Origin of the sequence: Rhizobacter sp., assembly GCF_032229685.1 — a bacterium.
GTDB lineage: Bacteria > Pseudomonadota > Gammaproteobacteria > Burkholderiales > Burkholderiaceae_C > LMDS01.
In genome coordinates, this window is the sequence record NZ_JAVTWP010000012.1 from 18,224 (window position 1) to 32,590 (window position 14,367).

General features: G+C 68.6%; 11 protein-coding genes. 5 read left to right on the forward strand and 6 right to left on the reverse strand.

Annotation, left to right across the window (positions count from 1 at the left end; translation table 11 throughout):
• Positions 1-31 precede the first annotated feature (31 nt).
• The 5 genes from AC30PD_RS05705 to AC30PD_RS05725 form a co-directional block, all read right to left on the reverse strand.
• Positions 32-3,274 (reverse strand): PAS domain S-box protein, encoded by a 3,243-nt coding sequence (locus AC30PD_RS05705; RefSeq protein WP_489534685.1) that lies wholly within the window; start codon positions 3,272-3,274, stop codon positions 32-34.
• Positions 3,275-3,294: 20 nt separating this feature from the next.
• Positions 3,295-4,146, reverse strand: a complete 852-nt coding sequence (gene pyrF, locus AC30PD_RS05710; protein WP_489534686.1) for an orotidine-5'-phosphate decarboxylase — start codon at positions 4,144-4,146, stop codon at positions 3,295-3,297.
• A 5-nt stretch (positions 4,147-4,151) separates the two neighbouring features.
• Positions 4,152-5,537, reverse strand: coding sequence for an adenylosuccinate lyase (purB, locus tag AC30PD_RS05715; RefSeq protein ID WP_489534687.1), 1,386 nt, complete (start codon positions 5,535-5,537; stop codon positions 4,152-4,154).
• Positions 5,538-5,606: 69 nt separating this feature from the next.
• Complete coding sequence (locus AC30PD_RS05720; protein ID WP_489534688.1) at positions 5,607-6,689, reverse strand: M48 family metallopeptidase; 1,083 nt, start codon at positions 6,687-6,689, stop codon at positions 5,607-5,609.
• Positions 6,686-7,912 carry a YjgN family protein gene (locus AC30PD_RS05725; RefSeq protein ID WP_489534689.1) on the reverse strand — a complete coding sequence of 409 codons (1,227 nt, stop codon included), beginning with the start codon at positions 7,910-7,912 and terminating at the stop codon, positions 6,686-6,688. Before AC30PD_RS05725 ends, AC30PD_RS05720 begins: the two co-directional genes overlap by 4 nt.
• A 150-nt stretch (positions 7,913-8,062) precedes the next feature.
• On the opposite strand from AC30PD_RS05725, the gene AC30PD_RS05730 reads away from it, so the two are divergent.
• Genes AC30PD_RS05730 through AC30PD_RS05745 form a run of 4 tightly spaced genes read left to right on the forward strand, consistent with a single transcriptional unit; the run spans position 8,063 to position 12,650 of the window.
• A complete protein-coding gene (locus AC30PD_RS05730) occupies positions 8,063-9,061 on the forward strand; it encodes a BMP family protein (RefSeq protein ID WP_489534690.1) in 999 nt (332 codons plus the stop codon).
• Entirely contained in the window at positions 9,061-10,650 is a 1,590-nt protein-coding gene (locus AC30PD_RS05735; RefSeq protein ID WP_489534691.1) for an ABC transporter ATP-binding protein, read from the forward strand. Before AC30PD_RS05730 ends, AC30PD_RS05735 begins: the two co-directional genes overlap by 1 nt.
• On the forward strand, positions 10,640-11,719 hold the full coding sequence (locus tag AC30PD_RS05740; protein ID WP_489534692.1) for an ABC transporter permease: 1,080 nt from the start codon (positions 10,640-10,642) through the stop codon (positions 11,717-11,719). Before AC30PD_RS05735 ends, AC30PD_RS05740 begins: the two co-directional genes overlap by 11 nt.
• Positions 11,709-12,650: an ABC transporter permease gene (locus AC30PD_RS05745; protein WP_489534693.1), complete on the forward strand. Its 942-nt coding sequence runs from the start codon at positions 11,709-11,711 to the stop codon at positions 12,648-12,650. The genes AC30PD_RS05740 and AC30PD_RS05745 overlap by 11 nt, the downstream gene beginning before the upstream one ends.
• A 16-nt stretch (positions 12,651-12,666) precedes the next feature.
• Here AC30PD_RS05745 and atpE read toward each other — a convergent pair whose 3' ends face one another.
• On the reverse strand, positions 12,667-12,906 hold the full coding sequence (atpE, locus tag AC30PD_RS05750; protein ID WP_489534694.1) for a F0F1 ATP synthase subunit C: 240 nt from the start codon (positions 12,904-12,906) through the stop codon (positions 12,667-12,669).
• Positions 12,907-13,020: 114 nt separating this feature from the next.
• On the opposite strand from atpE, the gene AC30PD_RS05755 reads away from it, so the two are divergent.
• Positions 13,021-14,292, forward strand: a complete 1,272-nt coding sequence (locus tag AC30PD_RS05755) for an amidohydrolase family protein (RefSeq protein ID WP_489534695.1) — start codon at positions 13,021-13,023, stop codon at positions 14,290-14,292.
• Positions 14,293-14,367: the final 75 nt, after the last annotated feature.

Consider the following 14,367-nt stretch of genomic DNA (forward strand, 5'->3'; position numbering starts at 1 on the left):
AATCAGTCTGTTCCTGCCCTTCGGCGCAGCCTTAACCCAACGACTCCACCACCCGCGCCCGCACATGTCGCGCCAGTGACTGCCGCAGCTTCGGCGCGTCGATCGGCTTGGTGAGAAAGTCGTTCATGCCGGCGCGCATCGCGTCTTCTCGCTCCGAGACGAGTGCGGCGGCGGTCAGCGCCAAGATCGGCAGGCGGTGCGCGGCGTAGTGGCGGCGCAGTTCGCGCGCCGCTTCGTGGCCGCTCATCACCGGCATCTGCACGTCCATCAGCACCGCGTCGAACGGGTCGCCCTGGCTGTGCGCGGCATGCACCGCCTCGACGGCCATCTTGCCGTCGAGCGCCTGCGCCACGCGCACGCCCCAGTGTTCGAGCATGGCCACCACGATCATCATGTTGACGGGGTTGTCTTCCACCATCAGCACGCGCGCGCCGAACAGGCGGTCGATGTCGCTGGCTTCGGTGCTCGCCGGGGCCTGCGCCGGTTCGGCGGCCTGCAGCGGCAGCTCGGCCCAGAAGGTGCTGCCTTCGCCCGGCGTGCTGCGCAGGCCGACTTCGCCGCCCATCAACCGTGCCAGCTCGCGGCAGATCGACAGGCCCAGGCCGGTGCCGCCAAAACGCCGCGTCGTCGACGAGTCGCCTTGCGAGAAGGGCATGAACAGGCGCGCCTGCGTGTCGGGCTCCACGCCCGGGCCGGTGTCGGCCACGGCCAGCCGCAGCCAGCCCTGCGCGGTGGTCGACGCTTCGATGCGCACCTCGCCACGGTCGGTGAACTTCAGGCCGTTGGTGATGAAGTTCGAGAGGATCTGCCGCACCCGCACCGGGTCGCCGCGCACGGTGGCGGGCACGTCGTCGGCCACGCTCAAGGTGAGCGCCAGGCCCTTCACGTCGGCGAGCGACTGGTAGGCGTGGTGCACCGCGCGCAGCGTGTCGCGCAGGCCGAAGGGCACGTCTTCGAGCGTGATCTTGCCGGCTTCGATCTTCGACACGTCGAGGATGTCGGAGATGATGCCCGACAGGCTCTGCGCGCTGTCGAAGATCTGGTTCAGGTACTGCTGGCGGCGGTTGTCGGGCAGGTCTTCCTGCATGGCCAGCCGGGCCAGGCCGAGCAGGCCGTTCAGCGGCGTGCGGATCTCGTGGCTGGTGTTGGCCAGAAAGGCCGACTTGGCGCGGCTCGCCGCCTCGGCGGCATCACGCGCCGAAGCCAGCGCCTGGTCGAGCCGGCGCCGCTCGGTGATGTCTTCGGCGATCCAGATCGTGCCGCCGCGGCTCGGGTCGTTGCGGTCCACGGCCTGGGCGAGCAGGCGGCACCAGAAGGTGCTGCCGTCGTGGCGGCGCATCGGGCGTTCGATGTCGAACGGCTGGCCGGCAGAGAGCAGCGGCGCAGTGAGGCGGCCGATCTCGGCATAGTCTGCCTCGCTCGGCCAGACGACCAGCCCCGATTGATCGATCAGCTCGCCCGGGCCCCAGCCGAACATCTGCTCGAAGAACGGGTTGGCCTGCACGAACCGGCGGTCACGGGTGAACGCAATGCCGATCGAGGCGCGCTCCAGAATCGCCGTGTGCTGCAGGCGCGTGCGTTCGCTCTCGGTCACGTCGCGGGCATTCAGTACCAGGTACTCGCGTTCGTTCATCTCGAAGCGATCGGCGGCCACCAGCATCGACACCCGGCCACCGGTCTTGGACACGAAGGTGGCTTGCAGGTCGGTCACCCTGCCGTCGTTCTGCACCGCCTCGATGAGCCGGTCGCGGTCGGCCAGGTCGTGCCAGATGCCGAGTTCGAGCGAAGTGCGGCCGACCACCTCTTCGGTGCGGTAGCCCAGCAGGCGAGAAAAGGCCGGGTTCACCATGGCGTAGCGGCCGGTGGAAGACTCGGTCAGCGTGATGCAGTCGGGGCTGGTCTCGAAAAGGTGCGAAAGCATCGCTTCCGAGCGCCGCAGCGCGGCCTCGGCGGCCTGGCGCGCTGTCACGTCGAAGAAGATCGACAGCGTGGCCGGGCCGCCTGCCGTGTCCACGCGCACGCCGGTGGCCTGCAGGCTGAGAAAGCGGCCGTCGACCGAGCGTGTCTGCAGGTCGATGACCGGCAGGCCTTCGCCGACCGGCAGCGCGTCGAGCTGGGCCATGCGCTCGACGACACGCCGGCGCGTGTCGGCCGAAGGGAACAGCGTGAGCACGTCGGCGCCGTTCATCGCCGCCGCATGCTCGAAGCCGAACAGCCGCGCTGCCGCTTCGTTGGCGTCGAACACCACGCCGCGCCGGTGCAGGAACAGCGGCGAAGGCGAGCGAGTGAAGAGCTCGCGGTAGCGGGTTTCGGTGGCCTTCACGGCACGCTGCGCGCGCAGCTCGTCGGTCACGTCGCGCGTCACGCCCCAGTAGCCGGTGAACACGCCGGCTTCGTCGTACTTGGGTTCGCCGCTGATGCTGTGGATGCGGTTGCGCCCTTGTTCGTTGCGGCGCCGCACCAGCAGGCCGTTGAAGGGGCGGCGGGCTTCCAGGTCGGCGCGGTGCGCGTCGAGCTGGTCTTCGTTCAGGCCCATGCGGGCGATGTCCCAGCCGGCGCTGCTGTCTTGCTCGCTGCCCGGTTCGACGTCGCGGGTTTGTGCCACGTAGGTGAAACGGAACTTCTGGTCCTGTTCCCAGTAGCGGTCGGCCGCGATGCGCAGCAGGCCGCGAAAGCGCTGTTCGCGCAGCGCAGCGGTGCGCAGGTAATGCGTGATCACGCGCGAGATCAGGCTGCCACCAACCCAGCCGCACGCCACCACGACACTCTGGAACAGCAGGATCGGCAACCAGGGCGCGGAACCAGGCAGCGCGGGGATCAGCCCCGACACTTCTGTGAACGCGAGCCCGGCGATCGCGCCCAACGCCGTCAGGCACACCAGCAGGCCCCAGCGCCAGCCCGTCACGGCACTCAGCACGCAGACGACCAGCGCCAGAAAGCCCAGCGCCGGGTTGCGGATGCCGTTGTTCATCAGCAGGCCGACCGAACCCACAAAACCGACCGAGACGAGCCCCACCAGGCACAAGACCGCCACCATCGGAAACGACGCCGCCCCGCTGCGCCGCGCCGCCAGCAGGCAGGCGCCCGCGAAGAGCACCATGCCGAGCACGACGGCGGTGCGCAAGTCGGCGCCGGGCGTGCCCTGCAGCGTGCCGAGAATGAGCGCGGAAGCCAGCGTCGCCACGCCCGTGGTGGCCAGGTAATAGCGGCCGATCAGGCGCGTGACCATGCCGTGCATGTCGGCTTCGTTGGCCGGCTGGAGCGGCGTGGCCATGGTGCGCTGTGGCGTCGAGCTCAGGCGGGGGCGACCGCGGGGCGGCGCGCCCGGTTCAGCTCGTCACGGGTGGTGAAAGCGGCCTGGCGGGCCGCCTCGGCGAAGTGGTCGCCCCGGCTCGCATAGAGCACCGCACGCGACGAGTTGACGATGATCGGCGCCCGCGTTCGGCCTTCAGCGTCACCGTGCCAGCCGGCACGCACGGTGGCGACCGCGTCGCCCCCTTGTGCGCCCACGCCGGGGATCAACAGCGGCAGCGTGGGGGCGAGTTCGCGCACCCGGGCAATCTCGGCCGGGTAGGTGGCGCCCACCACCAGGCCGAGCTGGCCGCTTTGGTTCCATTCGCCGCTGGCCAGCCGTGCGATGTGCTCGAAGACCTGGTCACCCGACTGCAGCGTTTGCGCCTGCAGGTCGGCGCTGCCGGGGTTCGAGGTGCGGCACAGCAGGATCACACCCTTGCCTTCGTACTTGAGATAGGGCTCGACCGAGTCGAAGCCCATGAAGGGCGAGAGCGTCACCGCGTCGGCGCGGTAGCGTTCGAACACTTCGTGCGCGTATTGCTCGGCCGTGCTGCCGATGTCGCCACGCTTGGCGTCGAGGATCACCGGCACCTCGGGTGCCACGGCGTGGATGTGCGCGATCAGGCGTTCGAGCTGTTCTTCGGCGCGGTGCGCGGCGAAGTAGGCAATCTGCGGCTTGAACGAGATCACCAGGTCGCGCGTGGCGTCGACGATGCTCGCGCAGAAGTCGAAGATGCGCGCCGGGTCGTCTTTCCACGAGCCCGGGAACCGGGACGGGTCGGGGTCGAGGCCCACGCACAGAAGCGAGTCGTTGAGGGCCTCGGCCCGGGCGAGTTGGGCGGTGAAGTTCATGTGGTTCAGGCGCTGCGTTTGGCCAGCTCGGCGGCATGGCCGGTGTAGCTGCCGGGTGTCATGGCCAGCAGGCGTTCGCGCTCGGCGGGTGGAATCTCGAGCGTGTGGATGAACGCCGCGATCGCTTCACGCGTGATCACCTTGCCACGCGTCAGCTCTTTCAGGCGCTCGTAGGGGTTGGGCAGCTGGTAGCGGCGCATCACGGTCTGGATGGGCTCGGCCAGCACTTCCCAGGCGGCGTCGAGGTCGGCGGCGAGCGCTTCTTCGTTCACTTCGAGCTTGCCCAGGCCGCGCAGCAGCGAGTCGTAGCCGAGCAGCGCATAACCGAGCGCCACACCCATGTTGCGCAGCACGGTGCTGTCGGTCAGGTCACGCTGCATGCGGCTGATCGGCAGCTTCTGGCTCAGGTGCGTGAGCAGCGCGTTGGCCAGGCCGAAGTTGCCTTCGGCGTTCTCGAAGTCGATCGGGTTGACCTTGTGCGGCATCGTGCTCGAACCGATCTCGCCTTCTTTCGTGCGCTGCTTGAAGTAACCCAGGCTCACGTAAGACCAGACGTCGCGCGACCAGTCGATCAGGATCGTGTTGGTGCGCGTCACGGCGTCGAACAGCTCGGCCATGCAGTCGTGCGGCTCGATCTGCGTGGTGTAGGGGTTGAACGTGAGGCCCAGGCCGCCGCTCTTGCCGTCGCCTTCGACCACGCGGCGCGAGAACGCCTCCCAGTCGAATCCGGGGTAGGCCGAGAGGTGGGCGTTGTAGTTGCCGACCGCGCCGTTCATCTTGGCCGTGAGCGGCACCGCGGCGATGCGTTCGCGCGCACGGGCCAGGCGCGCCACCACGTTGGCCACTTCCTTGCCCACGGTGGTCGGGCTCGCGGTCTGGCCGTGGGTGCGCGCCAGCATCGGCACCTCGGCCAGGGCGTGGGCCATCGAGCGCAGCTTGTCGACCAGCTGGTCGATCGCCGGCAGCAGCACCTCGGCGCGCGCGGCCCGCAGCATCAGGCCGTGGCTGGTGTTGTTGATGTCTTCGCTGGTGCAGGCGAAGTGCACGAACTCGCCGGCGGCTTTGAGCTCGGCGGTGGCCTCGAAGCGGCTCTTGAGCCAGTACTCGACCGCCTTCACGTCGTGGTTGGTGGTGCGCTCGATGTCCTTGATGGCCTGCGCGTCGGCTTCTGAGAAGCGCAACACCAGCCCGCGCAGCAGGCCGCGGGCGGCTTCGCTGAGCGGCTTGAATTCTGCGAACCCGGCGTCGGACAGCGCAATGAACCACTCGACCTCGACCTGCACACGCCGGTGCATCAACCCGAACTCGGAAAGCAGCGGGCGCAGGGCCGCCACCTTCGCGGCGTAGCGGCCGTCCAGCGGCGAGAGAGCGGACAGGGCAGAGAGGTTCATGGCGGGTTCGCGCAGGGCGCGGCAAAAAGCGGCAGGCAACCGCTGATTGTAGGTTTTGCCGTCGGGCTGTCAGCGCGCCGCGGCGTCGCGGAACCGCTGGATGCGCTCGGCGTCGGCCGGGTGGCTGGCCAGCGCGATGCCGAGGTCGAAACCCTGGCGTTCCGCAGGCGGCTCGGCTTGTTTCGTGGCTTGCCGTGCCTTCAGGCGTTCGAACAGCTCCAGCATCACCGCCGGCGAGAGGCCGTTGGCGCGCAGGAACACGATCGCATCGGCGTCGGCCTCGCGCTCGAAGTCGCGTGAATAGGCGTTCTGGCCGAGCAGCACCGGCGCTGTGGCGAGCACGGTGCTGAAGTCTCCCCAGGCGATGCTGGCGGCTGCGCCGATGAGCGAGGCCTGGATCAGCATGCGCATCCCGTGGCGCCGCCGCACGTGGCCGAGTTCGTGCCCGAGCACGCCGATCAGCACGTCGTCACGCCCTTGCAGCATCTGCAGCATCTCGTCGGTGACCACCACGGTGCCGCCCGGCAGCGCGAAGGCGTTGGCGCCGAGCCGGGTGGGGGCGTCGGCCGCTGTGCCGGTCTTCGGGCTGGTGTGGAAGCGCAACTCGTGCGGCGAGGGGTGCGGGTCGCGTGCCGCTGCGCTCGCCAGCGCCTCGCGCAGCGCCTGCTGCCGGGCGGCGGGCACGTTGCTCGGCAGCAGCAGCGCGCCGTCGAACGAATTCAGTACCGCGTCGCCAATGGCGCGGTCGGCGGCCACGGGCAGGGCGGCCAGCACGCCGCGCGTGAGCCACGGCACGCCCCACTGGTAACCGGCCGCGGCCAGCACCAGCAGGAGCAACACCGCGACGAGTGTGCTGCGCCAGCTCTGCTGCGCCTTCACGACCGCCGAGTCGCCAATGCCGGCGGCGCGCAGCCAGGCGTCCCAGTCGGCCGCGTTCAGCGCCTGCACCGAGCCGCCGCCGGCGAAGTGCGCCACACGCCCGCCGTGGCGTGTGCGTTCGGGCAGGCGCAACTCCGCCAGTGGCCACTGCAGGTTCACGCCGTCGCCTTCGATGTGCAGTGTTTGCTGCGTGATGCGCAACTGCACCCGCCGGGCACGGGCCGACACACCATCGAAATGGTCAGCGGCCAGCGTGGCGGCTGCGTCTGTCACAGGCCGATGTCGATGCCGAACAGGTCACCGGCCGCATCGCCCGCGGCGTCATCGGCACGCTCGCGCAGCGAGCCCACCAGCTCGTCGGGCGCCAGCCGGGTGACGACGGTCACGGCCTGCAACCGCATGCGGGCCACCGCGACCTTGGCGAAAGGCCAGTACAGGCCCAGTGTCACGATCATCAGCAGCAGGTTCTTCAGCGTGAGTCGGAAGAAGGGCCAGAAGCGCAGATCGCTTTCGAAACGCACCTGACTGCTGCCGGTGCGGCCCCACACCAGGTTCTGCAGGCGCGACACCACGTAGGGCTGCACCACGACGATGATGCCGCCGTAGAACGCGAAGACGAATATCAGGAACGTGACCAGGAATGCCGTGCTGGCCGCGCCTTTGCCGCCGCCCGACATCAGCGCCAGGATGCTGCCGCCGCCGAAGACCAACGCGACCGCGGCGCCTGCCAGCGCGGCCAGCACGCTCACGCCCAGCGTCTTCAGCGCGATCACATAGAACGAGCCGGCGCTGGTGCGCAGCTCGGTCTGCAACTGGCCGAGCGCGTAGTGGCCGTGCTGGTACCTCTTGAGCAGCCACAGGAACAGGGGGACGAGCAGCATCGCGGCCAGCCCCACGCCCAGAAAAACCAGCGAGCCCACGACGTCGGGCGCGTCGGTGGCTTCAGGGGCCCCGGCGAACAGCGCCGCGCCCAGCGTCAGCAGGCCGGGAATGAACAGCGGCAGCATCGCCTTGTAGGCACCGGGCAGGTCGCCGCTGAAACGGAACCGCAGGCCGCGCCAGCTCGTGTTGGCCATGCGGAACTGTTGCGACGCGCGAAACAGCGCCGGCCACATCGCCGCCACGATCAGCAGCGCGATCAGCCCCGAGATCGGCGAGACCTTGCTCGCCAGCCCGTACAGCAGCGCCATCGCGCCCACCAGCAGAAAGCCGCGCAGCATGCGGCCGGGCTCGCCGTGGAAGTCGAACGCGTGTTCGCCCACCGAAGTGTTGCCGTAGAAGTAGCGCAGGCGCCGCACCTTGGCCCAGGGAAAGTACAGGCCGAGCGTGACGAGCGTGAGCAGCAGGTTGACGATCCAGATCCTGAAGTACTCGCTGCCCGAGCCGCTGAAGGTGATCGGCAAGCGGTGCCGCACGGGCTCCGCACGGCCGAAGGGGCGGCTCGCAGGGGCCGCGGGTCGCAGCGCGTCGATCGGTGCCGGAATCGTGTCGGCCATTGGAGTTGCTCCCTGTCTTGTTTGTAGTGGGGCGCAATCTAGCACCGCTCAGGGAGCAGGGCAGACCCCGTTGCGCGCGAGGAACGCCTCTTGCTTAATCGGCACCTGCGCCGACGAGCGCTCTTTCCAACCCCTTCGAGGAGATGATTCATGCAGAGTTTTCGCCGCCATGCCCTGGCTGCCTTCGCGGCCGCCGGGCTGCTCGCCGGTCTCAGCCCGAGCGCTTTTGCGCAGGCCAAGCTCAAGGTCGCCGCGATCTACACCGTGCCGGTCGAGCAGCAGTGGGTCAGCCGCATCGACAAGGCGCTCAAGGCAGCCGTGGCACGCGGCGAGATCGAGTACGTGTTCAGCGAGAACGTGACCAACGCCGACTACGAACGTGTGATGCGCGGTTATGCCGAAGCCGGCAACACGCTGATCGTGGGCGAAGCGTTCGCGGTCGAGGCGGCCGCGCGCAAGGTGGCGAAGGACTACCCGAAGATCAGCTTCCTGCTCGGTTCGAGCCTGAAGCCGCAGGCGCCGAACTTCGGCGTGTTCGACAACTACATCCAGGAACCGGCCTACCTGAGCGGCATGATCGCCGGCGGCATGAGCAAGACCAACAAGATCGGCATGGTCGGCGGTTACCCGATCCCCGAAGTCAACCGGCTGATGAACGCCTTCATGGCCGGCGCCAAAGAGACCAACCCCAAGGTCGAGTTCATGGTCAGCTTCATCAACAGCTGGTTCGACCCGCCGAAAGCCAAGGAAGCCGCCTTCGCAATGATCGACAAGGGGGCCGACGTGATGTATGCCGAGCGCTTCGGTGTGTCTGATGCGGCCAAGGAAAAGGGCAAGCTCGCGATCGGCAACGTGATCAACACGCAGGACAAGTACCCCGACACCGTGGTCTCTTCGGCGCTGTGGAACATGGAGCCCACGATCGACCTGGCGATCAAGTCGGTGAAAGCCGGCAAGTTCGAGGCCAAGGAATACGGCGAGTACTCGATGATGAAACACAAGGGCAGCGCGCTCAGCCCGCTCGGCACGTTCGAGAAGAAAGTGCCGGCCGACATCGTGGCCAAGGTGCAGGCGAAAGAGAAAGCGATCCTCGCAGGCAGCTTCAGCGTGAAGGTCGACGACAACCAGCCCAAACCGACGGCCAAGTGATGGCGGCCAGCGCCGCGGCACCTTCCGCTGCGGCGCCGGTGCTGCGGCTCTCGGGCATCACCAAGCGCTTCGGCAGCCTGGTGGCGAACGACGCGATCTCGCTCGAGCTGGGCGCGGGCGAGGTGCTCGCGCTGCTCGGCGAGAACGGCGCCGGCAAGAGCACGCTGGTGTCGATCCTGTTCGGGCACTACCTGGCCGACGAAGGCCACATCGAAGCCTTCGGCGAGCGGCTGCCGCCGGGCAACCCGAAAGCGGCGCTCGCGGCCGGCATCGGCATGGTGCACCAGCACTTCACGCTGGCCGACAACCTTTCGGTGCTCGACAACGTGATGCTCGGCACCGAGCCACTGTGGCAGCCGTTCTCGCGGCGCAGCGCGGCGCGGCAGCGGCTGGTGGACACGGCGCAGCGCTTCGGGCTGCAGGTGAACCCCGACGCCTTGATCGAACAGTTGTCGGTCGGCGAGCGCCAACGGGTCGAGATTCTCAAAGCGCTCGTGGGCAGTGACAAGAGACAGGGCGCCCGCATCCTGATCCTCGACGAGCCGACGGCGGTGCTCACGCCGGCCGAGGCCGAGTCGCTGTTCGGCACCTTGCAGCAGCTGATCGCCCAAGGCTTGAGCGTGATCTTCATCAGCCACAAGCTCGACGAGGTGCTGCGGGTGTCGCACCGCATCGCCGTGCTGCGCGGTGGCAAGCTGGTGGCGGCACTGCCTGCGGCGGGCGCCAGCAAGGCCGAACTGGCGGCGTTGATGGTGGGGCGCGAAGTCGAGCCGGCGCAGCGGCGCGCGCGGGCGCCGGGCGCGCTGACCTGCAGCCTGCGGGGTGTCGGCGTGGCCGCTGCGGCGAGCCGGCTCGAAGGCATCGACCTCGACCTGCACGACGGTGAAGTGGTCGCGATCGCCGGCGTTGCCGGCAACGGCCAGCAAGCGCTTGCCGAGTTGCTGTTCGGCCTGCACGCCGCGAGCAGCGGCCGGCTCGAACTGCAAGGGCAGCCGATGGCCGCGCGGCCCGGCGACTGGGTGCGCGCCGGTGTGGCGCGCATCCCGGAAGACCGGCATGCGGTCGGTGTCGTGAGCGAGCTGGCCGTCTGGGAAAACGCCGTGCTCGAACGCTTCGACACGCCGACCTTTTCGCGCGCTGGCTGGTTGCGGCGCGCCACGGCGCAAGCGCACGCGCGCACGCTGATCGAACGCTTCGACGTGCGCGGCACGCAGGCGCAGGGTGTGGCCACACCGACCGCCGCGCTCTCGGGCGGCAACATGCAGAAGCTGATCCTCGGCCGCGCCTTGACCGGCGACCCGCATGACCCGAAGCCGCCGGTGCTGATCGTGGCCGACCAGCCGACCTGGGGGTTGGACGTCGGCGCTGTCGCCTACGTGCACCAGCAACTGCTCGACGCCTGTGCGCAGGGCGCGGCGGTGCTGCTCATCTCCGAAGACCTGGACGAGATCTTCGCGATTGCCGACCGCATCGCGGTGATCCACCACGGCCGGCTCACCGCCGCGAAACCGGTTGCCGACTGGACGCCCGCCAGCATCGGCCTGGCGATGGCCGGCACCTCCGACGCGGGTGTGCAGCATGCGCATTGAGCGCCGCGCCCAGGTGTCGCGCGCGATGCAGTTCGGCGCGCCGTTCATCGCCGTCGCGTTCACCTTGCTGGTCAGCTCGGTGCTGGTGGCCTGGGCCGGCGCACCCGTCGGCAAGGCCTATGCGCTGCTGCTCGAAGGCGGCTTCGGCTCGCGCTTCGCGTGGAGCGAAACACTCACGCGTGCCACGCCGCTCATCCTGACCGGCCTGGCAGCGGCGGTGGCGTTCAAGGCGCGCCTCTTCAACATCGGCGCCGAAGGCCAGCTGTATGCCGGCGCGCTGGCGGCCGTGGCGGTGGGTGGCCTGCACGGCGGCAACGGCTTCGAGTTGAGCCCGTGGCTGCTGTTCCCGCTGATGATGCTGGCGGCGGCCGCCGCGGGCGCGCTGCTGTTGCTGGGGCCCGCCTTGATGAAAAGCCGGCTCGGTGTCGACGAAGTCGTGACGACCCTGCTGCTGAACTTCATCGTGCTGCTGTTCGTCTCGATGATGCTCGACGGTGCGATGAAAGACCCGAGCGCAATGGGCTGGCCGCAGAGCGTGGCGCTGCAGGACAGCCTGCAACTCGGCAGGCTCGTCGAGCGCACGCGTGTGCACACCGGCTTGTTGTGGGCACTGTCGCTGGCCGTGGCCTTGTGGGCCTTGCTGAAGTACACGACGACCGGGTTCGCGATCCGCGCGGTCGGCGCCAACGCGCGCGCCGCGGCCTTCGCCGGCATGCCGGTCGCGTGGGTCAACGTGAAGGTGGCCTTGCTGTCGGGCGCTCTTGCCGGGCTGGCCGGTGCCATCGAGGTGGCCGGGCGCACGAGCTACCTCACGCTCGACATGTCGCCCGGCTACGGCTACAGCGGCATCGTGATCGCGATGCTGGCGGCACTGAACCCGCTCGGCGTGGTGGCGGCGTCGGTGTTCGTGGCTGGCGTACTGGTCGGTGCCGACAGCATGAGCCGCGCGGTGAACGTGCCGACCTACATCGCCGACGTGATCGTGGCGGTCTCCTTGCTCAGCATGCTGGTCGCGACGATGTGCGCGCAGTACCGCTTCGTGTTCGGAGGGCCGCGCCTTGCTCGCTGAAACCGTCGACCTCTTGTTCAGCCTGCCGTTCTGGGTGGCGGTGCTGCGCATCGCGACGCCGCTGATCCTGGGCACGCTGGGCGTGTTGTTGTGTGAGCGCGCCGGCGTGTTGAACCTGGGCATCGAAGGCATCATGGTCGCGGGTGCGTTCGCGGGCTGGCTCACCGTGTACCAGGGCGGCGGCTTGTGGCTCGGCGTGCTGGTGGCGGCGCTCGTCGGCACCGCGTTCGGTTTGTTGCACGGCGTGCTCACGGTCACGCTGTCCTTGTCGCAACACGTCTCGGGCCTGGGCATCACGCTGTTCGCGACCAGCGTGGCAAGTTACGCCTACCGCGTGAGCTTTCCGAAGGTCGACAGCCCGCCGACGATCCAGCCGTTCGCCGAGATGAGCTGGCTGCCGGTGCCGGTTCTTTCGGGGCAGACGCCGCTGACGCTGCTGGCGCTCGTGCTCGTGCCGCTGATCGGCTACGTGCTGTACCGCACCCCGCTCGGCCTGGCGCTGCGCATGGTCGGCGAGAACCCGGCCGCCGCCGAAGGGCAGGGCATCGATGTGGCGCGTTTGCGCATCGGCGCCATCATGGCCGGCTCGGCGCTGATGGGTGTGGCGGGGGCCTTTCTCACGCTGGCCGCGTTCAACGCCTTCTACTTCAACATGGTCAACGGCCGCGGCTGGGTCTGCGTGGCGCTGGTGGTGTTCGCGTCGTGGCGGCCGGGCAAGGCGCTGCTCGGTGCGGTGCTGTTCGCGCTGTTCGACGCGCTGCAGTTGCGGCTGCAGCAGTCGGGCACCGGCCTGTTCGGCTTCTCGGTGCCCTATCAGGTCTACCTGATGCTGCCCTACCTGCTGTCGATCATCGCGCTGGTGCTGGTGGCCCGCCGTGCGGCTTACCCGCAGGCGCTGATGAAGCCCTACCGCAAGGGCGAGCGCTCGTGAAGGCGCCCGCCGCAGCTCACTTGCCGAATGGGTTGGCGGTGGCGAACCACAGGCCGATGCCGGTCGCGATGATGAACGCGCCGTCGAGCACGCCCACCAGCAAGAACACCTTGTTCTGCAACGGCTCCATCAGCTCGGGCTGGCGCGCCGAGGCTTCGAGATACTTCGAGCCCAAGAGGCCGACGCCCAGGCATGAGCCGATGGCGCCCAGGCCGATCATGTGGCCCACGGCCAGGGGGAGGTATTCGCTGCTCATCCACTGCTCCTTCTTCGTTGCGGTTGACCGTATGCTCGCGCCGATGGCGCCGCGAGGCCATTACCTGAGAGGTCATCGCCCGACTTTCCTACCCGTTCACGCCTTCACACCACCATGCTGATCCGCAACGCCACCCTGCCCGACGGCCGCACCGGCATCGACGTGCTCGTCGAGGCCGACCGCATCGCCGCCGTCGGCCCGAACCTGCCACCGCCCGAAGGCGTGCCGGTGATCGAAGCCGGCGGGCTGTTGCTGAGCCCGCCCTTCGTCGACGCGCACTTTCACATGGACGCGACGCTGAGCTACGGCCTGCCACGCGTGAACCAGAGCGGTACGCTGCTCGAAGGCATCGCGCTGTGGGGCGAGCTGAAGCCGCATCTGACGCAGGAAGCGCTCGTCGAACGTGCCCTGCAGTACTGCGACTGGGCGGTGGCCAAAGGCCTGCTCGCGATCCGCACGCACGTGGACGTGTGCGACGACCGGTTGCTCGCGGTCGAGGCGCTGCTGCACGTGAAGGAGCGCGTGAAGCCGTATCTCGATCTGCAGCTCGTGGCGTTCCCGCAAGACGGCGTGCTGCGTTCGCCCAGCGCAATGGCCAACCTGAAACGTTCGCTCGACATGGGCGTGGACGTGGTCGGTGGTATCCCGCACTTCGAACGCACGATGGCCGATGGCGCCGAGTCGGTTCGTGTGCTGTGCGAACTGGCCGCCGAGCGCGGCCTGCGTGTCGACATGCATTGCGACGAGAGCGACGACCCGATGTCGCGCCACATCGAGACGCTGGCCTTTCACACCCAGCGCCTCGGCCTGCACGGCCGCGTGACCGGCTCGCACCTTACGTCGATGCATTCGATGGACAACTACTACGTGAGCAAGCTGTTGCCGCTGATGCGCGAAGCGCAGGTCAACGCCATCGCCAACCCGCTGATCAACATCACGCTGCAAGGCCGCCACGATACTTATCCGAAGCGCCGCGGCATGACCCGTGTGCCCGAGCTGATGGCCGCTGGCATCACGGTCGCGTTCGGCCACGACTGCGTGATGGACCCGTGGTATTCGCTCGGCTCGGGCGACATGCTCGAAGTGGCGCAGATGGGCCTGCACGTGGCGCAGATGACCTCGCAGGCGCAGATGCGGGCGTGTTTCGATGCGGTGACCGTGAACGCGGCGCAGATCCTCGGCCTGGCCGATTACGGCATCGCGCCCGGCCAGTACGCCGATCTTGTGCTGTTGCAGGCCCGCGACCCGGCCGATGCGATCCGTTTGCGGGCGAACCGCCTCATGGTGGTGCGGCGCGGCCAGATCGTGGCGCGAACGCCGGCCGCCACCGCCAGCCTGAGCCTGCCCGGCCGCCCCGACACTGTGGACTGGGCGCTACGCCGCTGACCGGTGGCGCCAGGGCCGCGCCGCTAGAATGAATTCAAGCAAGACAAGATCGAGCAAGAGAAGGCAACAGGGGCG

Bases quoted from the DNA above. Each gene is read 5' to 3' on its own strand.
- AC30PD_RS05705 (WP_489534685.1), bottom strand. From the start codon at position 3,274: ATGGCCACGCCGCTCCAGCCGGCCAACGAAGCCGACATGCACGGCATG.
- pyrF (WP_489534686.1), bottom strand. From the start codon at position 4,146: ATGAACTTCACCGCCCAACTCGCCCGGGCCGAGGCCCTCAACGACTCG.
- purB (WP_489534687.1), bottom strand. From the start codon at position 5,537: ATGAACCTCTCTGCCCTGTCCGCTCTCTCGCCGCTGGACGGCCGCTAC.
- AC30PD_RS05725 (WP_489534689.1), bottom strand. From the start codon at position 7,912: ATGGCCGACACGATTCCGGCACCGATCGACGCGCTGCGACCCGCGGCC.
- AC30PD_RS05730 (WP_489534690.1), top strand. From the start codon at position 8,063: ATGCAGAGTTTTCGCCGCCATGCCCTGGCTGCCTTCGCGGCCGCCGGG.
- AC30PD_RS05735 (WP_489534691.1), top strand. From the start codon at position 9,061: ATGGCGGCCAGCGCCGCGGCACCTTCCGCTGCGGCGCCGGTGCTGCGG.
- AC30PD_RS05740 (WP_489534692.1), top strand. From the start codon at position 10,640: ATGCGCATTGAGCGCCGCGCCCAGGTGTCGCGCGCGATGCAGTTCGGC.
- atpE (WP_489534694.1), bottom strand. From the start codon at position 12,906: ATGAGCAGCGAATACCTCCCCCTGGCCGTGGGCCACATGATCGGCCTG.
- AC30PD_RS05755 (WP_489534695.1), top strand. From the start codon at position 13,021: ATGCTGATCCGCAACGCCACCCTGCCCGACGGCCGCACCGGCATCGAC.